The sequence below is a fragment of the Parapusillimonas granuli genome (genome assembly GCF_013416525.1).
Taxonomy (GTDB): Bacteria; Pseudomonadota; Gammaproteobacteria; order Burkholderiales; family Burkholderiaceae_B; genus Parapusillimonas; species Parapusillimonas granuli.
In genome coordinates, this window is sequence record NZ_JACCEM010000003.1 from 440,746 (window position 1) to 465,377 (window position 24,632).

Annotated in this window: 25 protein-coding genes; 5 read left to right on the forward strand and 20 right to left on the reverse strand. The window is 64.2% G+C overall.

The genetic code is table 11. The features are described 5' to 3' along the window. Nucleotides 1–60: 60 nt before the first annotated feature. From H0A72_RS07325 to H0A72_RS07355, 7 genes are read right to left on the reverse strand one after another with little or no spacing between them, the layout of a single operon-like run. Complete coding sequence (locus tag H0A72_RS07325; RefSeq protein ID WP_180154405.1) at nt 61–594, reverse strand: DUF488 domain-containing protein; 534 nt, start codon at nt 592–594, stop codon at nt 61–63. 23 nt (nt 595–617) lie between these two features. Then, entirely contained in the window at nt 618–1,478 is an 861-nt protein-coding gene (locus tag H0A72_RS07330; RefSeq protein ID WP_180154406.1) for an intradiol ring-cleavage dioxygenase, read from the reverse strand. 11 nt (nt 1,479–1,489) lie between these two features. Further along, on the reverse strand, nt 1,490–2,377 hold the full coding sequence (locus H0A72_RS07335) for an isocitrate lyase/PEP mutase family protein (protein ID WP_180154407.1): 888 nt from the start codon (nt 2,375–2,377) through the stop codon (nt 1,490–1,492). A 5-nt stretch (nt 2,378–2,382) separates the two neighbouring features. Then, entirely contained in the window at nt 2,383–3,351 is a 969-nt protein-coding gene (locus tag H0A72_RS07340) for a Bug family tripartite tricarboxylate transporter substrate binding protein (RefSeq protein WP_180154408.1), read from the reverse strand. Between the two features lie 21 nt (nt 3,352–3,372). After that, nucleotides 3,373–3,969 (reverse strand): malonic semialdehyde reductase, encoded by a 597-nt coding sequence (locus tag H0A72_RS07345; protein WP_180154409.1) that lies wholly within the window; start codon nt 3,967–3,969, stop codon nt 3,373–3,375. After that, a complete protein-coding gene (locus H0A72_RS07350; RefSeq protein WP_180154410.1) occupies nt 3,966–4,310 on the reverse strand; it encodes a Dabb family protein in 345 nt (114 codons plus the stop codon). Before H0A72_RS07350 ends, H0A72_RS07345 begins: the two co-directional genes overlap by 4 nt. Beyond that, nucleotides 4,307–4,618, reverse strand: a complete 312-nt coding sequence (locus H0A72_RS07355; RefSeq protein WP_180154411.1) for a YciI family protein — start codon at nt 4,616–4,618, stop codon at nt 4,307–4,309. Before H0A72_RS07355 ends, H0A72_RS07350 begins: the two co-directional genes overlap by 4 nt. A 130-nt stretch (nt 4,619–4,748) precedes the next feature. On the opposite strand from H0A72_RS07355, the gene H0A72_RS07360 reads away from it, so the two are divergent. The 4 genes from H0A72_RS07360 to H0A72_RS07375 all read left to right on the forward strand — a co-directional run bounded on the left by H0A72_RS07360 (nt 4,749) and on the right by H0A72_RS07375 (nt 7,311). Further along, entirely contained in the window at nt 4,749–5,663 is a 915-nt protein-coding gene (locus tag H0A72_RS07360; protein WP_180154412.1) for a LysR family transcriptional regulator, read from the forward strand. A 96-nt stretch (nt 5,664–5,759) separates the two neighbouring features. Beyond that, complete coding sequence (locus tag H0A72_RS07365; protein WP_180154413.1) at nt 5,760–6,263, forward strand: GNAT family N-acetyltransferase; 504 nt, start codon at nt 5,760–5,762, stop codon at nt 6,261–6,263. Between the two features lie 12 nt (nt 6,264–6,275). Then, the gene (locus H0A72_RS07370; RefSeq protein ID WP_180154414.1) at nt 6,276–6,962 is read left to right on the forward strand and encodes a DUF924 family protein; all 687 of its coding nucleotides are present in this window, start codon (nt 6,276–6,278) and stop codon (nt 6,960–6,962) included. A 19-nt stretch (nt 6,963–6,981) separates the two neighbouring features. Beyond that, nucleotides 6,982–7,311, forward strand: a complete 330-nt coding sequence (locus tag H0A72_RS07375) for a DHCW motif cupin fold protein (RefSeq protein ID WP_180154415.1) — start codon at nt 6,982–6,984, stop codon at nt 7,309–7,311. 31 nt (nt 7,312–7,342) lie between these two features. Here the strand turns inward: H0A72_RS07375 and H0A72_RS07380 are convergent, their stop codons facing one another. From H0A72_RS07380 to H0A72_RS07420, 9 genes are all read right to left on the reverse strand, one after another. Continuing rightward, the gene (locus tag H0A72_RS07380; RefSeq protein ID WP_180154416.1) at nt 7,343–8,674 is read right to left on the reverse strand and encodes a ferredoxin reductase family protein; all 1,332 of its coding nucleotides are present in this window, start codon (nt 8,672–8,674) and stop codon (nt 7,343–7,345) included. A gap of 20 nt (nt 8,675–8,694) precedes the next feature. Further along, on the reverse strand, nt 8,695–9,915 hold the full coding sequence (locus H0A72_RS07385) for an acetate/propionate family kinase (RefSeq protein ID WP_180154417.1): 1,221 nt from the start codon (nt 9,913–9,915) through the stop codon (nt 8,695–8,697). Then, complete coding sequence (locus H0A72_RS07390; RefSeq protein WP_180154418.1) at nt 9,912–11,075, reverse strand: bifunctional enoyl-CoA hydratase/phosphate acetyltransferase; 1,164 nt, start codon at nt 11,073–11,075, stop codon at nt 9,912–9,914. Before H0A72_RS07390 ends, H0A72_RS07385 begins: the two co-directional genes overlap by 4 nt. Before the next feature lie 13 nt (nt 11,076–11,088). Beyond that, nucleotides 11,089–11,835 (reverse strand): acetoacetyl-CoA reductase, encoded by a 747-nt coding sequence (gene phbB, locus H0A72_RS07395; RefSeq protein WP_180154419.1) that lies wholly within the window; start codon nt 11,833–11,835, stop codon nt 11,089–11,091. Nucleotides 11,836–11,858: 23 nt separating this feature from the next. After that, entirely contained in the window at nt 11,859–12,989 is a 1,131-nt protein-coding gene (locus H0A72_RS07400) for an ABC transporter permease (protein ID WP_180154420.1), read from the reverse strand. 1 nt (nt 12,990) lies between these two features. Next, nucleotides 12,991–15,759: a ribosome-associated ATPase/putative transporter RbbA gene (gene rbbA / locus H0A72_RS07405; RefSeq protein WP_180154421.1), complete on the reverse strand. Its 2,769-nt coding sequence runs from the start codon at nt 15,757–15,759 to the stop codon at nt 12,991–12,993. After that, nucleotides 15,740–16,816 (reverse strand): HlyD family secretion protein, encoded by a 1,077-nt coding sequence (locus H0A72_RS07410; protein ID WP_180154422.1) that lies wholly within the window; start codon nt 16,814–16,816, stop codon nt 15,740–15,742. The genes rbbA and H0A72_RS07410 overlap by 20 nt, the downstream gene beginning before the upstream one ends. 5 nt (nt 16,817–16,821) lie before the next feature. Further along, complete coding sequence (locus H0A72_RS07415; protein WP_180154423.1) at nt 16,822–18,327, reverse strand: efflux transporter outer membrane subunit; 1,506 nt, start codon at nt 18,325–18,327, stop codon at nt 16,822–16,824. 96 nt (nt 18,328–18,423) lie between these two features. Then, entirely contained in the window at nt 18,424–20,157 is a 1,734-nt protein-coding gene (locus H0A72_RS07420; protein ID WP_180154424.1) for a PHA/PHB synthase family protein, read from the reverse strand. Nucleotides 20,158–20,273: 116 nt separating this feature from the next. Between H0A72_RS07420 and H0A72_RS07425 the strand changes: the two genes are divergently transcribed. Further along, nucleotides 20,274–20,999 carry a TetR/AcrR family transcriptional regulator gene (locus H0A72_RS07425; protein ID WP_180154425.1) on the forward strand — a complete coding sequence of 242 codons (726 nt, stop codon included), beginning with the start codon at nt 20,274–20,276 and terminating at the stop codon, nt 20,997–20,999. 28 nt (nt 21,000–21,027) lie between these two features. On the opposite strand, the gene H0A72_RS07430 is transcribed toward H0A72_RS07425, so the two are convergent. Genes H0A72_RS07430 through hydA form a run of 4 tightly spaced genes read right to left on the reverse strand, consistent with a single transcriptional unit; the run spans nt 21,028 to nt 24,620 of the window. Continuing rightward, entirely contained in the window at nt 21,028–21,477 is a 450-nt protein-coding gene (locus tag H0A72_RS07430) for a hypothetical protein (protein ID WP_343060135.1), read from the reverse strand. Then, the gene (locus tag H0A72_RS07435) at nt 21,474–21,902 is read right to left on the reverse strand and encodes a MarR family winged helix-turn-helix transcriptional regulator (RefSeq protein WP_246436873.1); all 429 of its coding nucleotides are present in this window, start codon (nt 21,900–21,902) and stop codon (nt 21,474–21,476) included. Before H0A72_RS07435 ends, H0A72_RS07430 begins: the two co-directional genes overlap by 4 nt. Before the next feature lie 54 nt (nt 21,903–21,956). Beyond that, nucleotides 21,957–23,201, reverse strand: coding sequence for an ArgE/DapE family deacylase (locus H0A72_RS07440; RefSeq protein WP_180154427.1), 1,245 nt, complete (start codon nt 23,199–23,201; stop codon nt 21,957–21,959). A 9-nt stretch (nt 23,202–23,210) separates the two neighbouring features. After that, nucleotides 23,211–24,620 (reverse strand): dihydropyrimidinase, encoded by a 1,410-nt coding sequence (hydA, locus tag H0A72_RS07445; protein ID WP_180154428.1) that lies wholly within the window; start codon nt 24,618–24,620, stop codon nt 23,211–23,213. Between the last annotated feature and the right edge of the window lie 12 nt (nt 24,621–24,632).

Consider the following 24,632-nt stretch of genomic DNA (forward strand, 5'->3'; position numbering starts at 1 on the left):
GCATGCACGCTGGGCGCCACGACCGCCTTGCCCTGCAGCCTGTTCCCGGGCGACGGGCGTTCAACCGGCAGGATACGTCACAGAGCCGTTTTCGTGCAATACGGCGCCCGGCGTCAGTGTGGCGGCGTCGAGCCGGCCCTCGCCCATGATGTGCATGACCTTTTCCCCCCGGGCGATGAGGTGGTCGGCGACGATGCGCCGATGGCAGCGCCACCACACCGCTTCCGAACACATGATGGCGCTGGGCCGCTCGCGGCCTATCGCCACCAGTTGACGAAGTCCCTGGAGGAACGGGTCGGTCAGCGCGTAGTCGGCATAATTGTGAAAGCTGTCGTTTTCCCAAAAGCCGTTCACGTCGCGAGCGACCGTTTTCGATTTGCCGCGCAGCCCGCCCAGCGCGGCGATGCGTTCGTAAGCGATGCCGAATCCGGCGAGCGAGCCGGGCAGGGTGTCTTCATTGAACTGAGGATTCGCCCTGGAGCGCGGCACGGTTCTGATGTCCACCAGCACCTCGATGCCGGCGCCGGTCAGCAAGGCGGTGAAGGTTTCCAGGCTGCGGTTGGAATGCCCAATCGTGAAGAATGGTAGCTCCATGTTCTGTCCTCGTTGAGACGCATTCACCCTGGTTCGAGCACGAAATCGAAGTCCAGAGTGTAGTAGCCATCTGTGTATGCGGTTCCATCCGGCCCGGCGCCGGCAGGGTTCTTCTTCCATTCGGCGACCAAAGAAGACCGCACGCCGAACACGGCGTCGGATTCCAGATATCTGTCGTCCGACCTGAAGACATGCGTCACCAGGGACTTGTAGCCGGCAGCCTCGATCATGAAATGAAGATGCGCGGGCCGCCATGGGTGGCGTCCCAGGCGTTCCAGCATTTGTCCGACGGGGCCGTCATGGGGAATGGGGTAGCATTCCGGCAGAACCGTTTTGAAGCGGAAGCGGCCTTCGGCGTCGCTGCGCAGCACGCCTCGTCCTTGGTGGCCCTTGAGTTCAGGCCTCTGTACATCATAGAACCCTTCGGCGTCGGCCTGCCAGACCTCTATGCGGGCGGCGGCTATGGGCGTGCCATCTATGGTCCTGATGGCGCCTTGCACGAAACAGGGCTTGCCGGCCATGCCCTGGGCGATGTCGTCTCCCAGCTGATATTCAGGCGCGTCGGGTACATGGAAGGGCCCGAACACCGTCGCTTCCGTATGGCCCGGCGGATGGCGATGGTTCTGCGCCGTGACCAGTGTCGAGAGGCCGAGAGTGTCCGACAGCAAAATGAATTCCTGACGGGTCGTGCTGCACTTCTGGCCGACCGCGGTCAGGAAGTCAATGGCGATTTTCCATTCCGCTTCGGTAAGATCCACGTCGCGGGCAAATGCATGCAGATGCCGCACCAGGGAAGTCATTATTTCTTGCAGCCGAGGATTCGAAGCATTTGCATGGCTGTCGATGACCGCCTGCGTGATGGTGTTTTCATCCAAATTGATCATGGACATGTCTTTCACTCGCTTCGCTGCACATTTTCGCTGACCGAGTAGCGTGATTCGATGTCGGCCCAGTCGTAGAAGCCGATGGCTTTCTTGTAATCTTCGAACCCGATTCCTGTGCCCATGAGCTTGAATTCGTTGCTGCGAATGTCTTCAAGGCAGTTCTGCATGGCGCGCGTTGCGCGCATGAGCAAGGAAATGCCGTAAATGACGATGCGATATCCCAGATCTTCCAATTCCGTAGGCTTGAGTATAGGTGTTCGCCCGCCTTCGAGCATATTGGCCATCAAGGGCACGTCGAGGTTTCGGCTGATGATTTCCAGCTCTTCAATGGACTCGGGCGCTTCGATGAATATCCCGTCGGCACCCGCCCGGGCATAGCGTTCGCCTCGGCGCAATGCTTCGTCCAGGCTGTATACCTCTCTGGCATCGGTACGGGCGATGATGAACGTATCGGGGTTGAGACGATTTTCGGCGGCGGCGCGAATGTGCGCTTCCATCTGCTGCGAGGACAGCAGCGCCTTGCCCGCGATATGGCCGCAGCGCTTGGGCGAAACCTGGTCTTCGAAGAAAACGGCCTGGGCGCCCATTTTTTCATAGGTTTGCATCGAATAGACCACGTTCTTTACGTCGCCATAGCCGTTGTCGACGTCGACCAGCACTGGAAGATCCGATACGGCCATGATGTCTCTTATGCCGGCGGAGATTTCGCCGAGCGCGACCAAGCCGATGTCCGGGACCCCGTACCTGGCGCCCACCAAGGGGAATCCCCCAATGAAATACGCCTTGAAACCGGCCTGCTTGATCAGCAAGGCGGATAGCGCGTCGTGAGCGCCGGGAAGGACCAGGGGGCGTTCGGTTTCGACCAGCTGACGAAAAGTGCTGCGTTGTGCATGGGACATGTCTTTTATTCCACTTTGATCTTGAGTTGACTGATGACGGGCTTCCATTGCTGCATCTCGTCGCCGGCGAGCCGGCCCAGTGTTTCAGGCGAACCACCCAGCGGCACGGCGCCCACTTGCCGCAGTTGATCCAGCATCGCGGGATCCTTCAGAACGTCGTTGATCGCCGTATTGAGCTTGTCGACAACGGACGGAGGTGTCCCGGAAGGCGCCATGATGCCGAACCAGGTCGCCGCATCGAAGTTGGGCAAGCCGCTTTCCGACATGGTGGGAAGGGACGGCGCCAAGGCCGAGCGCTCTTTGCTGGTCAAGGCGAGCGCCTTCACCTTGCCGTTTTGCGACTGGGGCAAGGTCCACACCACGCTGTCGAACGCGAACGAGACCCGGCCCGTCGTGATGTCTCCTAAAGCCTGAACGCCGGTCTTGTAGGGAATGTGCGCGGCTTCGATGCCGGCCCGCTGCAGGAACTGCTCACCGATCAAATGGGTGATGGTGCCGGTACCACTGGACGAGAAGGTCAGGGCACCGGGATCCTTTTTGGCCAATGCGATCAATTCCGCAACCGAAGATACATTGAGCGTCGGGCTGACGACCAGGACATTGGGCGCCACGCCCAGGCCGGCGACCGGCGTGAAGTCCTTGATGCTGTCATAAGGGAGCTCGCGAAGCAGCGGCAGGATGCTATGCGTGCTGCTCGTCGCCACGAGAAGTTTATAGCCGTCCGCCGGCGCGCTGGCGACGTTTGCGGCGCCGATGGCGCCGGCCGCCCCCGGCTTGTTCTCCACGACCACCGACTGGCCCAGCTTGTTGCCAAGATGATTGGAAAGAGCGCGCGCCAGTGCGTCGGTGCTTCCGCCAGCGGCGAAAGGAACCACGATGGTGATGGGCCGGGACGGGTAGTTTTGCGCAGTTTCCGCATGCAGGGCCGGCGTCAGCATCAACGACGCCAGGAATGAAACGACATAGCTTCTCATGGGTGTTCTCCTCGGATATATTTATTTTGCGATACGGCAGACTTCATCAAAAGCCAGTCGCGGCTGGCGCGGCATTAGGACGCTGGGGTCCCCGTAGCCAAGGTTGCACAGAAAATTCACGCGGTAGGTGGAGCCCGCAAAAAACGCCGAATTGACCTTTTCAGCGTCAAACCCGCTCATCGGTCCGCATTCCAGACCCACCGCACGCGCCGCGAGGATAAAGTATCCGCCCTGCATGGACCCATTGCGAAACGCCGTGGCATGCGACAAGGCTTCGTTCGAAGCGAACATGTCGCGCGCCGCCGCGTTGTGCCATATGCGCGGAATGTGGTCATAGAACTTCGAGTCATAGGCGATGATGGCCGTCACGGGCGCCGCGCGGGTCTTGTCCACATTGCCAGGCAGCAAGGCGTCGAGCAAAGGCGCCTTGGCTTCCGGCGTCGTCAGGAACACCACGCGCATGGGCTGGCAATTCATCGAGGTGGGTCCCATCTTCACCAACTCATACAGCGCACGCAAGGTTGCGTCATCCACCGGCCGGTCCGTCCAGCCATTCTGGGTGCGGGCTTCGGTGAAGAGTTGTTCAAGGGAAACGGGTGAAATGGCTATGGAGTTCATGCGATGCTCTCGTGGGCTGAGGAATACTTGGCGGGCGGCGTCTGCGCCACATAATCGACTTGATGCCGCGCAATGCGCAAGCCGTCGAGCTCTTGCCGAACGCGAAGGTGCTCGGGATGGCCGGCGTAGGCGTCCAGCGCCTCCTGGGATTCGAATTCGCTATACAGGACGACGTCGCAGGCATACGAAATACGGCTGTGATCCAGGCCGATCTCCAGATGCGTCATGCCTGGAATGCATCCGCGCAGGCTTTCGAAGGACGACTTCAGGCGCGCCATGGCGTCCTGCTTCGCGTCCGGTGTGTCACCCCGCACGTTCCACATCACAATATGCTTGATCATGATGCGGCCGCGGGAGGGAAGCCCTGCTTCTGGGGCCAGAGATTGGAGAACGCATACACCGACACACTGGCATACAAGCCCGCTTTGGTGAATGGTTCTTGGCTCAGCCACTGCAAGGCCGCAGCGCGGTTGGGGAAGTCGATCGCCAGCAGACTGCCGACCATCGTGCGGCCGTCTTCGGCCAATAGCGGCCCGGCAAATGCGATACGGTCGGCCACTGTCGCCAAGTAGGCTTTGTGCCGGGGCCGGACCTCGGTGCGCAGAGCTTCGGAATGGGGCGCGTCGATCAGATGAAAACAATAAATCATGCGGCGGGATTATCCAAAAAGAACGGTTTGCTTGTCTCGGATTTTGTTCTGGCGTTTACTATATCTGACTTAAAATTGGAATAAAACGAAGTTTTGGGAAAACACTTTTTCAGTAAGTGGAATAAAAATTATGGGCAGATGGACGGAAATGGCTCTCTTCGTAGAGGTTGCCGAGCGTAAAAGCCTTAGCCGTGCCGCAGAGGCCATGTCGATGTCGAATGCGGCGGCCAGCCGACACTTGCGCTCGCTGGAAACGCGGCTTGGGGCCCGGTTGGTGGAGCGCAATACCCGCCGCCTATACCTGACCGACGTGGGGCAGGACTTCTATCGCAGGTGCCGGAGCATTCTTGCCGATTCGCTGGAAGCCGAAGCATCGGTCCATGCGAGCACGATGAATCCGACCGGGATGCTGCGCGTCACGGCATCACTGTCGTTTTGCCTGAACCACATCGCGCCGCTCATCCCCGCCTTCACCCGGCAGTATCCCAACTTGAATCTGGATGTGGTGGCTTCGAACCGCTATTACGACCTGATCGACAACAACATAGACGTTGCGATTCGCACGAGGGAGCACGAGCCCGATTCCAACATCACTATCCGCAAACTGGCAGGAACGCGGCGCATTCTGGCGGCATCGCCAAGGTACCTCGAGTTGCGTGGCATGCCCAGGACGATCGAAGACTTGAACCGGCACAGCATGCTGATCTATACCTACGCGAACAAACCCGACGAGCTCCGTTTTCGCAAGAACGGGAAAACATCGGTGTGGTCGGGCAAGGGGCTGTTGAACTCCAATGACGGGCAGGTACTCCGCTCTGCGGCCATGCTCGACTTGGGCATCCTGGTGCAGCCCAAATACATTATTTATGACGATATCGCCGCTGGGCGGCTGGTGTCGGTCCTGGACGATTGGTCGTTGCCGCACCTGACCATCAATATCGCCTACCCGAATCGTCAATTCCTGCCTATCAAATCAAGGGCATTCATCGACTTCCTGGCTGATCATTTCAAGAAAATGGATTTTGAACGCAAGTGGACGACTTGAGAATCCCAAGGGGGCGTAGCGCGGTTTCGGACGGGTGGCCGGCAAGTCCCAAGGTAAACTCTGGACTGTGGCAATCCGGAATCAAGCAGGAAAGGCATGGCGATTTGGCGCGAGATGAATCATGGCGATATCCCCGGTGTGATGGCCCTGGCCGACAGCATCCACCCCGGGCTGATCGAGCGCGCGGAGGTCTTCGGCGAGCGGCAGCGGCTCTTTCCGGATGGATGCCTGGTGGCGGATCGCGGCGGGAGGATCCTGGGTTATGCGGTGTCGCATCCGATCGCGCCCGCGAATCCGCCGCGGCTCGACACTCTGCTGGGCGGCTTGGCCCAGGGCGAACGCCATTACTACATCCATGACTTTGCGCTGTCGCCGGTCTTGCGAGGCTCGGGCCTGGCGCGCGCCGGCGTCGACAAGCTGCTCGCCATTGCCGGGGGCTTTCCGAAGACCGCGCTGATCTCCGTGTATGGCACGATGCGGTTCTGGTCGCGCTTCGGGTTCCAGCCCAGCGCGCAGGACCTGGCGGCGAAGCTTGCCGCCTACGGCGAGGGCGCCGTGTATATGGAACGCACGCCCGCTGCATGCGGCGCGGGGCGATAGCCGGAGACCATCATGCAGCAACCCACCCGAGCCGCACATGGGCCCACCCCCGGATCCGCAACCGAACATCGGGAATGGCAGGACGTCATCGACTTCTGGTTTCCCGAAGGGCGCTTGGCCGTCGTCGATGCCGGCACGCATCATGGCCATTGGTTCTGGCGGATGCGCGGCGGGGCGGATGGCGAAATCACGGCTCGATTCTCGGATCTCGCCACGGAAGCCGCCGCGGGCCGTCTTGCCGACTGGGCGGCCGACCCTTACGGCCGGCTTGCGCTGATCATCGCGCTCGACCAGTTTTCGCGGTCGGTCTGGCGCGGCACCGCCCGCGCCTATGCGCAGGATACGGCCGCCTTGTCCTTGGCGATGGACGGCATTGCAAACGGCCATTATGCGGCGCTGGACAAGCCATGGCACAAGGTCGTCTTCGGCTTGCCGCTAGGCCACTGTGAAGGCCCGGATCACCTCGACCGCCTGAATCTCTTGATTCGTCTTCGCCGGGGCATCGCCGCGGAATCGCCGGCGGAGCTGCGGCCTATTTATCAGTCGCTGGTCAAGCAGGCCGGCGACGTCAGGCAGGTCATTGCGGCCTTTGGCCGCCATCCGCATCGCAATCAGGTGCTTGGACGCGGCTCGACTCCGGCGGAAGAGGCTTATATTGCGGAAGGGCGGTTTCCGCATTTAAGGGCTTTCGAAAGTTAAAGGATCGATAGGATTCAAGATGAAAATTGATAATTTGCCGTTTTGCACCGTGGATTGGGACGCCATGGCACCCACCGAGCACAAGGGTGAACGGGGCATGGCTTTATGGCGCACCAGTCAGTTCGGGCCCATCCGCGTTCGCATGGTGGAATACAGTCCGGGCTATCTTGCCGACCATTGGTGCTCGAAAGGCCATATTCTGCTCTGCTTGGCTGGAACGCTGGAAACCGAGCTGGCCGATGGCAGGCGATACGTATTGACGCCCGGCATGTCTTATCAGGTGGCCGATGATGCGGAGGCTCATCGGTCGATGACGGAGACGGGCGCGAAGCTGTTCATCGTGGATTGATCCTCGCGCCCGGGCGCAGGCCCAGGGAATCTCAGCGCATTTCAAACAGCTCCTGATGGAAATCGCCCGCCCTCAACCCATGGGCGACCAGGTCTTCCCGCAGGGCGCGGCCGAACCCCGCCGGTCCGCAAAACCAGACGCCCGCGCTCTTCCAATCGGGAATCAGCTCGCGTAGCCGCTCGCCGCTCAAACGTCCGCCTTGGTCGCCCACCATCAAATGAAGGCGCACTCCCGCCGCCTGCGCATGCCGTTCCAGCGACTGGCGCGCCTCCTGTGCCAGCGTCGAGACGGGATGGAATAGATCAATCTCGTAGTCACCTTGCTTCCCCCGCGCCAGATCCTGCAGGCGGGCCAGAAAAGGCGTGATGCCTATTCCCGCGCCTATCCAGATCTGCCGCCGGTTGCCGTCGGCGAAATTGAACCGCCCATAAGGGCCTTCCACGGTAACGGCATCGCCCACCGCAAGCTTTTTGTGAAGCTGGCCGGTGTGGTCGCCCAGCCCCTTGGTGATGAAAGTGATTTCCCGCGTGCCCGGATGCCAGGCCGACGCGATCGTGTAGGGATGGGCGCCCTCGCGGCGATTCGAGGTCACGAAGGCGAACTGCCCGGCATCGTGCCCGGGCCATTCCGGGTCGATTTCAATACAGGTTTTCAGCGTGCGCATTTCGGGGTAATAGCTAAGCGCCTTGATGCGGCCGTGCACTTCGCGCTTGCGGCCGACATATCCCGTCAGGGCCATGATGGCGGCAATGCCGCCGGCCGCCATGAAGACCGCCATGACGACGCCGACAGGCTGGCTCCAGTAGGAAAATTCCATGAGGATGACGCCATGGAAAACCAGTATCAGGTAGGCCGCGGCCAGCACCTTGTGCGTCTTGGCAAACAGATGGTATGGAAAGCGTTTGATCAGGGCCAGCACGACCAGCGCCATGGCGACATAGAACACCCATTCGCCCAGGGTTTCGGCCAGCCCGCGCTGGGTGCGCAACACGGCTTCAAGGCCTTCGTAGGCCGGCCGCTCGCCTTTCGGGGGCTTGATCAGCCAGCCCCAGCCCACGGCCCACTTCGTGCCCTTGGCAAAAATCCAGTGCGCGGCGCTTGCGGCCAGCGCGGTGACGCCCAGCCACTTGTGCAGGCGGTACATCTTGTCCAGGCCGCCCAAGAAGCCTTCCAGGAATCTGGGGCGCAGCGCCAGTATCAGCGCCGCGCTCATGGCGGTCATGGCCATGACGCCCGAATATTGCACCATGACGTGGCGCCAGGGAAAATAGCCGAAGGGCTGCGGCATGAAGGTGTCCGCCATGAGCCAAAGCCCCGTGACGAACGCGAATAAAACGACGATGGTAATTTTGATGGATTGCATGGGGCCGACCGGATCAGTGTTCAAAGGTTCGCCATGGCGTTCGAGCTCAGGAACGACTGTGCATGGCGGGCGGCGATCCATTCCTCGTTGGTAGGCTCCATGACGACCAGCACCGAGCTGCTCATGGACGAAAGCGTTTTCTGGGATGCTGCGTTCGCCTGCGGGTCCAGTTCCACGCCCAGCCAGGCCAGGTCCGCGCAGACCCGCTCGCGTATGGTTGCGTTGTGCTCGCCGACGCCGGCGGTGAACACCAGCATGTCCAGCCCGCCCAGCACAGAGGTCAGGGCGCCGATCTCGCGCACGATGCGGCGCACGTACATGTCCAGCGCCAGCCTGGCGCGCGGCTCATCGGCTTCGCGCGGCAGCAGTTCCCGCGGGTCGGGCGACACCCCCGAGACGCCTTTGAGCCCCGATTCGCAGTACAGAATGTGGCTGACCTCTTCCAGGCTGAGCTTTTCGATCTCCATGAGGTAGATCACCGCGCCGGGATCCAGCGATCCGGGGCGGGTTCCCATCATCAGGCCGTCCAGGGCCGAGAACCCCATGGTCGTGGCAACGCTGCGCAGCGCGCGCATGGCGCACAGGCTGGCGCCGCTGCCCAAATGAGCCGCGATCACCCGGCCCCGTGCGTGCTCGCCATACTGCTCCGCAAGCGCCACCGTCAAGTATTCATACGACAGGCCGTGGAAGCCGTAGCGGCGCAGGCCGCGCTCCCAGGCGGCATAGGGCAGCGGCAGCATCTGCTCGACCTGGGGCACCGTGCTGTGGAAGGCCGTATCGAAGCAGGCCATCTGCGGCAGGCCGGGGTATTTTCCCAGCAGGATGTCGATCGCTTCCAGCGCGAACGGCTGGTGCAGCGGCGCCAGCGGCGTGTAATTGCGCAGGTCCGCCAGGACGTCGGCGTCGATGCGGATGGGGGCGGAGTATTTGCCGCCTCCATGGACCACGCGGTGCACCACCGCCAGCAGGCGGCCGTGGCCCAGCAAGGCATGGACACGTTGCAGAATGATTTCCACGGCGTCCCGATAGGGATGGCCGGGGTCCAGGCGCACGGCCAAGGGCGCGCGGCCTGTTTCATGGAGCTCCTGGCTTTGGCAGCCTATGCCCTGGACCTTGCCGCTCCAGGACGGATTGCGGGGCGCGGGGCCGGCGGCCGTATCGAACAGGGCGAACTTGATGCTGGAGGAACCGCAGTTCAGCACCAGGATGTGGGTCTGTGCGCAAGCGTGATCGAAGGTCATATCGGGGAATTCCTGTAATGGTGGGCCAGCAGCAGCGCCAGGGCGCAGGATGCGATGCGGGATTCATGGGTGTCGGCCCGGCTGGTCAGGATGATGGGCACCCGAGCGCCCAGCACCAGGCCCGCGCTGGCGGCGTCCGCCAGGTACATCAGCTGCTTGGCCAGCATGTTGCCGCTCTCCAGGTCCGGGGCCACCAGGATGTCCGCCAGCCCCGCGACTTCCGAGTGGATGTCCTTGATGTGGGCCGCGGTTTGGGAGACGGCGTTGTCGAAGGCCAGGGGCCCGTCCAGGCATGCGCCGGTGATCTGGCCGCGATCGGCCATCTTGCACAGGGCGGCGGCGTCCACCGTGGCCGGCATGGCGGGGTTTACGGTTTCCACGGCGGCCAGAATGGCCACTCGCGGCTTTTTCACCCCGATGGCGTGGGCCAGGTCGATGGCATTGCGGACGATGTCCGCCTTCTGCTCCAGGGTGGGCGCGATATTGACCGCCGCGTCGGTGATGATGAAGGGACGCGGGTAGTGCGGGGTCTGCATCAGGTAGCAATGGCTGATCCGGCGCTTCGTGCGCAAGCCGGCGCTGTGCACCACGGCCTCCATGAGTTCGTCCGTATGCAGGTGCCCCTTCATCAAGGCCTCGACTTCGCCGGCGCGCGCCAGGGCCACCGCGGCGGCGGCCGCCGCCTGGCTGTCGGCCGCGTCGCGGACGTCCAGGCCGTCGAGCGACACGCCCAGCGCCTGGGCGGTCCGGGCCAGCAGGGCGGCGGGCGCCACCAGGACGGGTTCGATGAGGCCTTGGGAATGTGCGTCCAAGGCGGCTTTCAGGCTGATTTCATCGCATGGGTGCACCACGGCCACCCGGATGGGCGCCAGGCCGCTTACCTGCGCCAGCAAGGCATGCAGGCCGGCTGGCGGCGAGTCCTCGACGTGGATTTCGGGCGGGGCGCTGCGCGCGCACGTGATGGATTCCTGCGGCGCCTGGACATAAGCCTCGCCTTCGATGGCGACCGTGCCGTCGGGCAGCGTGCAGGTGCAGGCCAGATGGATGCGCCGGCGGGGCGCATCCAGGGACGTGACGCGCGCCTCCACCAGGAACTTGTCGCCGACGGCGAACTCTTCGAAGGCCGGATTGCGCAAAGTGGACGGTGACGAATGAGTCATAAGTGTCGCGATCTCAATACATGTGCTGGCCGCCGTTCATGGCCAGGTTGCTGCCCGTCATGAAGGCGGCGGATTCGCTGCAGACGAAGGCCACCAGGGCGCCGACTTCTTCGGGGCGTCCCAGGCGGCCGACGGGGATCTGGGAGATGATCTGGGTCTCGAGGACCTGGGGGTCGACGGCCGCCACCATGGCCGTGTCCATGTAGCCGGGCGAGACCGTGTTCACGGTGATGCCTTTCCGGGCGACTTCGAGCGCCAGCGACTTGGTGAAGCCATGGATGCCTGCCTTGGCGGCGGCGTAGTTGGTCTGGCCGAACTGGCCCTTGCTGCCGTTGATGGACGCTATGTTGACGATGCGCCCCCAGCCGGACTCGATCATGCCGTCGATGAAGGGATGCGTGACGTTGAACATGGAATCCAGATTGGTGCGCAGCACGCGGTCCCAGGCGGACTTTTGCATCTTGCGGAAAGTGCCATCCTGGGTCACGCCGGCGTTGTTGATCAGGATGTCCACCACATGGCCGTCGGTCCGGATGCGCTCGGCCATGGCCAGGCAGTCGGCTTCGTCCGCGACGTCGGCGCCATAAGCCTGGAAGCGATAGCCCTGCTCCGCCTGCGATTCGAGCCAGGCCGCTACGCGATCGTTGGCGGGCGAATGGGCGACCAGCACGGTGTGGCCCTGGTCGTGCAGGGCGCGGGCGATGGCCTGGCCCAGGCCGCCGGTGCCGCCGGTGACCAGCGCGGTATGAGTAGTTGTCATGATGTTTCCTTCAAGAGTGGATGTCAGGCCATGCTGTTGATGGCCGAACGGAAGCGCCGCAACGACAGCGCGAACATGATCGAACCGATGATCAATAGGGACAGGAACGACGGCCAGACGACGTCGAAGCCCGCGCCCCGATACAGGATCGCCTGGCCCAGTTCGACGAAATGCGTGGTGGGAGCGGCCAGCATCAGGTCTTGCACCGGCGCCGGCATGCTCTCGCGCGGGGTGGTGCCGCCGGACAGCATCTGCAAGGGCAGCAGGATCAGCATCATCAGCATGCCGAACTGCGGCATGTTGCGTGCCAGGGTGGCCAGATAGGTTCCCATCGAGGTCATGGCGAACAGATGCAGGGCCGCGCCGCAGAAGAACAGCGGCAGCGAACCGTCTATGGGCACATGCAGCAGGCCGCGCACGATGCCGTTGAGCGAGAGGGCGGCCGCGGCCAGGACGACGAGGCTCATCGACCAGACCTTGGACAGCATGATCTGCAGGGGCGTCACGGGCATGACCAGCAGGTGCTCTATGGTCCCGTGTTCCCGTTCGCGGATCAGCGCGGCGCCCGTCAGGATGATGGACAGCATGGTGATCTGGTTGATGATCTCCATCAGGCCGCCGAACCAGGCTTTTTCCAGGCCGGGGTTGAATCTGGCCCGCAGCACCAGGTCCACCGGCGCCGCCTGCACGGGGTTGCGTTCGCGCAGGAAGGTGTCGATCTCGCCCTGTATGATCTGCTGGATGTTGCCGTTGCCCGTGAAGGCCTGGCTCATGCGCGTGGCGTCCACGTTGATCTGGATCTCGGCATTGCGCCCCGCCAGCAGGTCGCGCTGGAAGTTGGGCGGAATGTTCAGCACGAAGGAGTAGCGGCCGATGTCCATGCCGGGGTCGACCTCCCGGTGGCTGATCATGGCGGGCGCGATGAACTGGGGCGGGTAGAACGCGGCGGTGATCTGCTGGGAAAGCGGGGAATGGTCCTCGTCCACGATGGCGATGGAGACGTGGTGCAGCGTTTCAGGCACCGCCGTGGCGGCGGTATAGACCGAGACGGTGAACGAGAATGCGATCAATGCCAGCATGACGGGGTCGCGCCACAGGCTCCAGAGTTCCTTGATGCCCAGCCGCCAGATGGTCGCCATGGATTTGAGCTTCATGTCAGCGGTCCTGCTTGCGAAGAAGGGCGACGGCCATGCCCAGGATCACGGGGATGGACAGCATCATGGGCCATATCGACGGCCACAAGTCCCGGAACTCCAGCGCCTTGTTGAAGATCCCGCGGCTGATCGTGAACATGTAGGCGGCCGGGTAGGTGTTGCCGATGATCCGACCCAGCCCCTCCATGGAACTGACGGGGTCCATCAGGCCCGAGAACTGGATGGCGGGAATGAGGGTGGCGATCATGGTGAAGAACATGGCGGCAATCTGGCTGCGCGTCATGGCCGACGCCAGCAGGCCGAGGCCGGTGGCGGCGACGCAATACAGGACGCCGGTCAAGGCCAGGGTCGGCAGGCTGCCCTTGATCGGCACGCCGAAAACGGTGACCGACAGCAGACACATCGCCAGGAGATTCACCAAGGCCAGGCCGATGTAGGGAAGCTGCTTGCCCAGCAGGAATTCGCTGCGGGTGACGGGGGTGACGTACAGATTGATGATCGAGCCGATTTCCTTTTCACGGACCACGGCCAGGGCGGTCAGCATGGCCGGCAGCATCATGAGCAGCAATGGAATGACCACGGGCACCATGGCCGGCAGGCTGCGCACGTCCGGGTTGTAGCGGAAGCGGGTTTCCAGGCTGGCCGGCGGGCTTGCCTGCGTGCCCAGCCGTTCGCGCGCCTGCTGCATCAGCCATTGCTGGTGCAGGCCCTGGACATAGCCTTTGACGGTCTCGGCCCGTTGCGGCATGGCGCCGTCTATCCAGGCGCCGATCTGGGCCGTGCGGCCATGCAGCAGGTCGCGTCCGAAGCCGGGCGGTATCTCGATGGCCAAGGAAATCTCGCCGCTGCGCAGGCGGCGGTCCATGTCGGCATCGCTGGCGATGGGGGGATGTTCGACGAAGTAGCGCGACCCCGCCACGTTCAGCGCATAGTCGCGGCTGATGGTGGTCTGGTCGCGGTCCAGCACCGCGAAGCGCAGGTTCTCCACGTCCATGCTGATCCCGAAGCCGATGACGAACATCAGCACCAGGGAGCCGAGCAGGGCGAGCGTGCCGCGCACCGGGTCGCGGCGCAGTTCCATCGATTCGCGCCGGGCGATGCTCAGCAGCCGGGCCAGGCTGAAAGAGGCGATGCGCCCGGCGCCGTCCGGCGCATCCGCATCCCGCGCCTCGGCCGCGGGGCCGGGCGCTTCATGAGCGTCCGGCGCGGCCGTTTCATCGCTGGCGTCGAGCAGATAGCGGATGAAGGCTTCTTCCAGCGTGGCGGCTCCTTTCTTCCGCACCAGCTCGGCGGGCCGGTCGCTTTCCAGCACGCGCCCCGCATGCATCATCGACATCCGGTCGCAGCGTTCCGCTTCATTCATGAAGTGGGTGGAGATGAAGATCGTCACGCGGTCGCGCCGTGAAAGCGTAATCAGCAGGCGCCAGAACTCATCACGGGCGATCGGGTCCACTCCGGACGTGGGCTCGTCCAGGATCAGCAATTCAGGCTCATGCACCATGGCCACCGCGAGCGACAGGCGCTGGCGGATGCCGAGCGGAAGGCTGTCGGGCAGCGCGTGCAGCACCTTGCCCAGGCCGAACCGCTCCACCATGGCGTCGACCCGCTCGTCGATGCGTTCGGGCGGCACATGGAACAGGCCGGCGTGCAGGACGAGATTCTGGCGGACCGTCAGTTCCCCATACAAGGAGAAAGACTGCGACATATAGCCCACCCGCCGGCGCACGTCGATGTCGTGCGGGTCGATCTTGCGGCCGAATAGCCAGGCCTGGCCCTCGCTGGCGGGCAGCAGGCCGGTCAGCATCTTCATAGTGGTCGATTTGCCGCAGCCGTTCGAGCCGAGGAAACCGAAGATTTCGCCGCGCCGGATACGGAAACTGACATGGTCGACGGCCACGAAATCGCCGAAACGCATCGTCAGGTCGTGAGCCTCGATGGCGATGTCTTCCGTACCGGTTTCAGCCAGCGGAGGAATCACCACCGGCGCATAGCCCTCGCGCTTGCCGGCGGGCAGAAGCTGGATGAAGGCGGATTCCAGCGTCTTCGCGCCGGTCCTTTCCAGCAGCTCGGCCGGGGTTCCCGTCGACAGGACGCGGCCTTCGTCCATGGCAACCAGCCAATCGAAGCGCTGGGCCTCGTCCATGTAGGCCGTGGCGACGATGACGCTCATGCCGGGCCGGCGGCCGCGGATGCGGGCGATCAGCTCCCAGAACTGGGCACGGGCGAGCGGGTCGACGCCGGTGGTGGGCTCGTCCAGGATCAGCAGGTCGGGGTCGTGGATCAGGGCGCAGCACAGGCTCAGCTTCTGCTTCATGCCGCCCGACAGCTTGCCGGCCGGGCGCGACAGAAAGCGTTGCAGGCCGGTGCTGCGCGTCAGTTCGTCGATGCGGCGCCGGCGCTCGTCCGGGCCCTGGCCGAAGAGCCTGGCGACGAACTGGAGGTTCTCCTCGACCGACAAGGTCGGATACAGATTCTTGCCCAGACCTTGCGGCATGTAGGCGATGCGCGGGCACGTGCGGTTGCGGTGCGTGCGCTCCGCCATGTCGCCGCCCAGCACATGGACGCCGCCTTCCTGTATGATCCGGGCCCCGGCCAGGATCGACAGCAGGGTGGACTTGCCCACGCCGTCGGGGCCGATCAGGCCGACCATCCGCGCCGTGGGCACGTCCAGGTCGATGCGGTCCAATGCCTGGGTCTCGCCGTAGCGATGGCTCAGGCCTTTGATGCGGGCGACGCAAGCATCCATGGGCTTACTCGGGCAGGCGGACATTCAGGAACTCGGGCCAGGACTGCGACGGATCGTAGCGGACCCAGGCGACGCCGGGCAGGCCGGTCTTGACCTGTTCCAGGTTTTTTTGCAGCAGGTCCACCGGGAGGCGGGCCTTGATGCGGAACATCAGCTTCTGCCGTTCGCTGGCGGTTTCCACGGTCTTGGGCGTGAATTGCGCCTGGCTGGCAACGAAAGAGATCTTTGCCGGAATGACGTAGTTGGGCGCCGCATCCAGAATGATGCGCACGTCGCTGCCCATGGCCAGGCGGCCGGCTATCGTCTCGGGCATGAAGAAGGTCATGGTCACGTCGGCCAGGTCGAGCATGTTCAATACCCTGCCGCCGGCCGCCAGCACTTCCCCCGGCTGTGCCACGCGCAATTGGATGCGCCCGTCGCGTGGAGCCTTGAGCCGGCTGTCCTCGAGGTCGGAGCGGATGCGCGTCACGGTCGCGGCCGCCGCGGCGACGGCCGATTCGGCGCCTACCTGGTCGGCCTTTGCCGCGGTCACGCCGGCCTGCGCGGAGATGACCTGGGCCTTGGCGGCCTCCAGCCTCGCTTCCGCGCCATGGACGCCGGCGCGGTCGTCGTCCAGCTCTTGCTGCGAGGTGGCGCCCCGCTTGGCCAGCGTGCTGGAGCGGCGCAGGCGCTGCCGGGCAAGGTTCAGGTCGCTTTCGCGCTGCCGGACGAGCGCCTGGTTGGTCGCCACTTCGCTTTCGCGCAACGCGACCTGGGCCCGGGCCGCCGCAACGGCGTGGTCGGCTTGGCGCTGGCGGGCTTGGGCTTCTTCCAGCTGCGCCTGCAGGGACTCCGGATTCATGATCGCCAGGGTCTGGCCGGCTTTCACGAAATCGCCCTCGTTGACCAGGATCTGCTCCACGCGGCCCGGGAGCTTGGTGGCGATATCGATTTCAGTGGCTTCGATGCGGCCGTTGCCCTGCATGAATCCGGGCGGCGGCCCGCCATCCCGGGACAGATGCCATGCCGCGTAGGCGCCCGCGGCGATGGCGGCGATCAGGAGCAGCGGCAGGGATTTCTTGATTTTTTCAGTCAGGCTCATGTGGCTCAGAGTACGGTTTCGGTTGATGAGGTCGGGCTGCCGGCGGCCGGCGCCGGGTCGGCGGGGGCGTTCGAGGCGGCGGCCGTGCTAGCGAGCGCGGGGCCCGCGCCCCCGCCCAGGGCGGCGTACAAGGCGACCTGGCTCGACAGCCAGGCACGGCGGATCTGGACGAGCTGCTGCTGCGCGGTCAGCAATTCGCGCCGGGCGTCCAGCACTTCCAGGTAAGGCGCCGCACCGCTGTCGTAGCGCAGCTGGGCCAAGTCGGCGCGTTCGGCCTGCGTCTGCGCCATGCGCGCCTGGATCTCCAGCTGCCTGGCCAACCACTGGCGTGCGGACAATGCATCGGACACTTCGCGGAACGCCGTCTGTATGCTTTCCTCATAAGAGGCCACGGCCATGTCGCGGCGGACTTCCGCGACGTCCAGGCTGGCCTGCAGGCGGCCGGCCGTGAAAATCGGAATATCGATCGTCGGCGCGAAGGTCCAGGCCTTGCTGCCGCCGCCGAATAGCCCATCCAGCTCGGCGCTGGCCGAACCGGCGCTGGAAGTCAGGGCGATACGCGGCAGGAAAGCGGCGCGCGCGGCGCCGATCCGGGCGTGCGCGGAACGCAGCCGGTATTCTGCGGCGCGAATGTCCGGGCGCGCCAGCAGCACTTCGGATGGCAGGCCGGGCTCCAGGTGAGCCAGCCGCGTCGATTCAAGGGAGACCCCGCGGGCGGGCGCGATATCCGCGTCGGCGCCCACCAGCAGGGTCAGCGCATGCAGGGCGGCGGCGCGTTCCTGTTCCAGCTGCGCCTGCAGGGATTGCGCCTGTATCAGCAGGCTGCGCACCTGAGTCAATTCGAGCTCCGATGAGGAGCCGGCGGCTTGGCGGTGGGTGAAGATCTCCAGTGTCTGCCTGCGGTCGCGAACGGCCTCGCCGGCAAGAAAGGCGCGCTCGTCCAGTTCGCGCAAAGCCAGCGCCGAGTCGGCCACCTGGCGCACCAGGGCGACCTGCACCGCCCGGCGGGCGGCGTCCGTCGCCAGCCATTCGTCCAGCGCGGCGTCCTTGAGATTGCGGATGCGCCCCCATAAATCGATTTCCCAATTGGTCAGGCCGACGCCGGCTTGGTGCCGGGACTGGGTCAATGGCAGGCCGGTGAGGTTCAGGTCGGCCGGCGTCCGGCTGCGCTCGCTGTGGCCATAGACCGTGGCGGACGGCATCTGGTCCGACCGCTGGATGCGGTAGCTTGCCTCGGCCTCGCGGACGCGCAGCACGGCCAGGCGCAGATTGCGATTGTGTTCGAGCGCCAGGCCGATCAGGCGACGCAGTTCGGCATCCTGGAAATAGCCGGCCCAGTCCAGGTTCGCCAGGCTCCGCGCGGCGGAGGCTTGCGTATCCTGCGGCCAGGCGTCGCTTACCGGAAGCGGCGGCAGCAGGGCCTGGGGAGCCAGGTTTACGCAGGACGACAGGGCCAGCAGCAGGCCGGCGGCACCCAGGGCGCGGATGGGCATCCTTGATAATCTAGTCATGGCGAAAATCGGTCAAAAAGCTTGCGTCAGCTCGGAATGCGGCCGCACGCGCGTCCGGACGCGGCGGAGCGGCCGGCAATATCGCGCTTGCATGGCTCACTTCTCCAGCACGTAGCGCCCGGGCGCGTCGCCCAGCGAAGGGCAATCGGAGCAGCCCGGGCTTGGCGGGGCTTCGGCCTTGCCCGACCGGCCGGCCAGCCACTGTGTCCAGGCGGGCCACCAGGAACCTTGCTGCAGGTCGGCCTTGGCCAGCCATTCATCGGGCGGCAGGAAGGGGTCGCGCGGCCGGCGCTCGCGTATGTGGTAGTGGCGCCGCGGATGTCCCGGTTCGTTGACGATGCCGGCATTGTGGCCGCCGCTGGTCAGCACGAAGCTGAGTTCGCCCGGGTAGAGCTGGTGCAGCTTGTAAACCGAGCGCCAGGGGGCGACGTGGTCGGTCACGGTGCCGACCGCGAACATCGGCAGGCGGATGTCGCTGATCGACACGGGCCGCCCAGCCACGGGGTAGCGGCCCGCGCTCAGGTCGTTGTTCAGATAAAGGCGGCGCAAGTATTCGGAATGCATGCGCGCGGGCATGCGCGTCGTGTCGGCGTTCCAGGCCATCAAGTCATTGATGGGACGGCGCTCGCCCAGCAGGTAGACGTTGATGACGTGCGACCAGAGCAGGTCATAGGAGCGCAGCATCTGGAAGGCGCTGGCCATCTGGTCGGCGCTGAAATAACCCCGGCGCTGCATCTGGGCCTCGAGCATGTGGACTTGGGATTCGTCGATGAACAGGCCGATTTCGCCCGGTTCGCTGAAGTCGACCTGGGCCGTGAACAAGCTGATGCTGGCTAGCCGCTGGTCGCCGTCGCGCGCCATGGCGGCCGCCGCGATCGCCAGCAGCGTGCCGCCCAGGCAATAGCCGGTGGCATGCACCGCGCGCCCGGGCTGGATTTTGTTGATCGTATCCAGGGCGGCGAAAAAACCTTCGCGCAGGTAGTCGTCCATGCCCCGTTCGGCGTCTTCGTCCTTGGGATTCTTCCAGGACAGGCAATAGACCGTATAGCCCTGGTCGCGCAGATAGCGCACCAGAGAATTGTGGGGCGACAGGTCCAGGATGTAATACTTCATGATCCAGGCTGGGATCAGCAGAATGGGCTCCGGGCGCACCGTCTCGGTCGAAGGAGCGTACTGGATGAGCTCGGCCAGGCCGTTGCGCATGACCACCTTGCCGGGCGTCGTGGCGACGTCGTGGCCGACCCGGAATTTGTCGGCGCCGGCCACGGGCATGCCCGCCTGGTGGCGCACGATGTCTTCAAGGAAATAGGCACCGCCGCGCATCAGGTTCATGCCGCGCTGCTGGATCGTGCGGTCCAGGGCGACGGGGTTGGTCCAGAGCTGGTTGCCGGGCGAGGCCATGTCCAGAAGCTGGCGCGCCCAGAAAGAGACCTGGTCCAGGTGGTGGCGGCTGACGCCGCGCATGTCCGACGTGGCTTCTTCCCACCAATTCTGCGTCACCAGAAAGCTCTGGTGCATTATGTTGTACGGCCACTTGCACCAGGCCGGATCGCTGAATCGGCGATCCGTCTCCGGCGGCTCGACGCAGACCGTGGACGGATCGCCGGAGGCCTTCAGGCACTCGACCAGGTACTGGCCCAGTTCGCGCTGGTGGTCGAAGGCCAGGCGCAGCAGTTCTATCTGCTTGCCGGGAGACGCCCCCAAATGCATGGCCCAGTCCAGCCATGCAAGACTGAGCGAGGCGGGCGAAAGAGAAGCAAATGCCCGAGCCTGGCTGGCATGGAAGAACTCGTCCGTCAATCGGGCTGCGGTCTTGGTCTCTGCGTTCATTTTGGGCCTCGGCATGATGGAGATTTGTCGTTAACGACTTTTTAGTCGATAATTCTACGGGACGCTCTGATATAGATCAAACTGGCCGTCCACGCATTCTCCGAGAATCAATTGCTATGCCCAAACACACGCAAACCCAAGAGCGCGAATCGGTCCGGCCCGCGCCCGGCCGCTCGGAGCGCGCCGAGCGCCAGCCGCGCAACCGGCGCCTGCCCGCGCACGAGCGTCAGGACCAGATACTCGACGCAGCCTTGCTCGTTTTCTCCGAGCGCGGGTTCGGCGCGGCCCGCATGGACGACATCGCCGAGCGCGCTGGCATGTCCAAGGGGGGGCTTTATGCGCATTTCAAAAGCAAGGAAGCCATCTTCGAGGCCGTCTTGCAGCGGATGCTGATGCCGGACCTGTTGTTCAGCGAGCAGGTGGCCGGCTCCGCCCGGGCCGGCGCCGCGCCCGGAGACTCATCGCTGGCCCAGACCATAGACGAGTTTCTGGACCGCGCCTACGGGCGCCTTCAAGACGATCGCTTCGTGCGGACGCTGCATCTGCTGATCGCGGAAGGCCCCAGGGCCCGCGATGCGCTGAAGCCCTGGAACACTCTGCACGCCGAACTCCTGAGCAAACAGCAGGCGGCCATCACCCAGGCCGTCGCCGGCGGGCTGCTGCGCGACAGCGCATTGACCGACATGGTCCAGCTCATACACGCGCCGGTGCTGCTGGCCGCCATTCTGCGCTTTCTTCAGGATGCGGAAGCGGCGGGCGCCACGCTGGCAAAGCTGCGGGCGGCGCACCGCCGGCTATTGCTCGAACTGCTGCCGCCCGAGGTGGGTGCTGGTTCCTCCTGACGCCGGCCAGATCGGCCGGCGCCGTCTTTCAATTCCGCAGCCCGCGCCGCCGCCGTGCCAGCGCCATGCCGTCGCGCATATTCAGCGCCAGCAGGGCGATGTTCACCGCGCCCGCCAGCAGTTCCAGCACCTGTATGACATAAAACATGGCATCGAACTCACCGGCCCTGGCCTTGGCGGCGAGAAACAGCGCCGCCGGCACGAGGATCAACAGGCCGTTGGCGGCGATGAAGGGCATGCGCTTGAGCTTGGCGCCGACCAGCCCTTTGCGCGCCCCTTTGGTCAAGGCAAAGCCCGATCCGCCGGTGATGGCCAGCGCCGGTATCAAAAGAATGAAGCCCCAGGGAATGGCGGTCTTGACCGCTGCGACCGCTGCATCGGAAGCGAACAATTCGGTAGAGGCGGTTGAAATCCAGAACGTCGCGATGGTGAGAAGGGCGATCAGCCCGGCGACCGGATGGATGATTCTTGGCATCATGACTCCCCTTCCTGACGGTTGGCCGCCGGCCCGGAAACGGGGACCGCGTCCATGTTGAACCCGCCGCGCGACATGGCCGAAAGCACGCGGATCGCGGCGTCCAGGTCGGCAGCCTTGAACTCCGCGGCCATGCCGCCGACATGCTCGTGCCAGCGTTCGGTCAGGGAGCCGTAGATGTCCCGCCCTTTGGCTGTCAGCGCATGCAGGGGTGAGCGCTTGTGTGTCGGATTGGCCGGGGCTGGAACCAGCCCCTCGTCGACAAGCAGCCTGATCTGCTTCTGTACGCCTTGCCGCGTGACGCCCATGGCCGCGGCGATCTGAGGAATGCTGGGCGCCTGGGGCGCCATCGAGATGGCGCCCAGAACCTGCCAGCGCGCGCTGGTCAGTTCGTGCCGCCGGGAGAAATGATTGCCCCACTCGATCAGTTGCCCGTTACCTTCGCAAGTCCCGTCAGCGCGAGCCCGGCCGGGGGAGCGGCGTCAGCGTCCGTCCGCCGCCAGCAGCGTCGCCAGCGCCATCCCGATCACCTTGGTGGCCGCCCGCAAGTCCTCCAGGGCGATGTTCTCGTCGGCGCGCTTGGCGTTGGATTCGAGCAGGGTGCGCGGGCCGGCGCCATACATCACGACCGGTATGCCGCGTTCCGCATACAAGCGTGCATCCGCATATAGCGGCGTGCCCACCGCGGGGATGTCTTCCCCGAGCACCGTTTTGGCGGCTTGCTGAATGGCCGACACCAGCTTTTCATGTCCCGGCAGCGGCCGCAGGGCGTTCGCGAGCAGCAAGCGGCGGATCTCCACGCGGATGCCGTCCAGGCCTTGGACGGCGTTCTCGATCATGGAGCGCACGTCTTGCTCGACCTGCGCCGGGTCTTCTTCCGGGATCATGCGCCGGTCCATCTTCAGGACCACCTGGCCCGGCACGACATTGGTGTTGGTGCCGCCGGCGATGCGGCCCACGATCATGGTCGGGTGATCGATGCCGGCTACGGAAGAACGGACCGTGGCCAGCTTGTCGGCCTGCGTGTAGATCGCATCCAGGATCTTGTTGGCGGCGCGCAAGGCATCATGTCCGGTATGCGGCACGGCACCGTGCGTCGCCTTGCCGTTGACCGTAACCTCGAATTGCAGGCAGCCGTTATGGGCCATGACCACGGCATGGCTAAAGGCTGCGCAGATGGCGAGGTCGGGTTTCACGAGACCTTCGTCCAGCAGCCAGCCCGGCCCCAGCAGGCCGCCGAACTCTTCGTCGCAGGTGAAATGCAGTTCTATCGCTCCCTTCAGCCGGGCGCCGGACGCTTCCAGCGCGCGCACCGCAAACAGATAGCTCGCGTAATCGCTTTTGGATACGGCCGCGGCGCGGCCATAGAGCCGCCCATCGTGGACCTGGCCGCCGTAAGGCGGGAAGGTCCAGCCCTCGCCGGGCGGGACCACGTCGCCATGCGCATTGAGCGCAATGGTCGGCCCGGCGCCGTATTCCCGCCTGATCACCAGATTGGTGATGCTCTCCATGCCGTAGGCCCGTACGCGCTCGGCGGGCACGGGATGCCTACCGACTTGCCAGCCCCATTCTTCAAGCATGCCGGCCACCGCCAGCGCGTAAGGGGCGTTGTCGCCGGGCGGCGTGTCAGTCGGCATGCGCACCAGCTGCTGCAGGAAGGCGACTTCCGCGTCGAAATTTTGGTCCACCCAGCCCGCAAGGCGATCGTTTATTGTGTTCGAATCCATATGGCTCCCTTAGTATCCGCCTACTTCGCCGCGTTTGACGAATCGGCCGTTTCCAGGCCTGCCCAGCCAGCTGTCCCCGTCGACGATCAATTCGCCGCGTAGAAATACCTTTTTGACGCGTCCATGCACGTGCTTTCCTTCGAACAGGGTGTAATCGCAGTTGCTGTGATGCGTGTGGGCGGAAATGGTGTGGCATTCATTCGGATCGAAGAGCACGATGTCGGCGTCGCTGCCCACGGCGATGGTGCCTTTGCGCGGGAACAGCCCGAACAGCTTGGCCGGCGCGGTCGAGGTCAGCTCCACGAAACGGTTCAGCGTGATTCTGTTCTGGCGCACGCCGCCGTCGTAAATCACCGTCATGCGGGTTTCGACGCCCGGCACGCCGTTCGGTATGCGCGAAAAATCATCCTCGCCGTAAGGCTTCTGGCGCACTCGGCCCAGGTGTCCTTCTTTCATGCAGAATGGGCAATGATCGGTGGAAACGAGCTGCAGGTCATCGGTCTTCAGGGCCGTCCATAGCGCCTTCTGCGACTCCTTGTCGCGCAGCGGCGGGCTCATCACGTAGCGCGCCACGTCGAAGCCTTCCTTCTCGTATTCCGAGTCATCGAAAAACAGGTAGTGGGGGCAGGTTTCGGCAAATACCGGTATGCCGAGGTCGCGCGCTTCAACGACGTGCTTCAGCGCTTCTTTTGCCGACAGGTGCACGAAATACACCGGCGCTTCGGCAAGCTCCGCCAGGCGGATGCCCCGGTGCGTGGCCTCGCCTTCCATCAGGGCGGGCCGCGTCAGGCCGTGATAGCGCGGCGAGGTATGGCCTTGTTCCAGCGCCTCTTTGATCAGCAGTTCGATGATCGTGCCGTTTTCCGCATGCAGGGCGACCATGCCGCCATGCTGGCCCACCATGCGCATGGCCCTGAAGATGGCCGCGTCGTCGACCATCACGGTGTTGGGGTAGGCCATGAACATCTTGAAGCTGCTTACGCCTTCATGGCGTATGGCGACCTTCATGTCTTCCAGCACCTTGTCGTCGACGTGCGTGACGATCACATGGAAGCCGTAATCGATGCTGGCCTTGTCGCCGGCGGTCGCTTGCGCCCGCGCAATGGCTTCCAGGGGGCTGGTGCCCTTGTTCTGGAAGGCGAAATCGATGATGGTGGTCGTGCCGCCGAACGCGGCCGCCTTGGTACCGGATTCAAAGGTATCGCAGGTCGTCGAATCGCCGAAGGTGTTCTCCATGTGAGTATGGCAATCGACCCCGCCGGGAAGCACATATAGGCCTCCCGCGTCGACCACGGTCACGTCCGCGCCGGCGGACAGCGAGGCTCCGATGGCCTGAATGCGTCCGTTTTCCAGCAGGATGTCGGCGACGTAGTCGTCGACGGCCGTAATGATGCGTCCGTTGCGTATGAGTGTAGGCATGGTGTCTCCAGC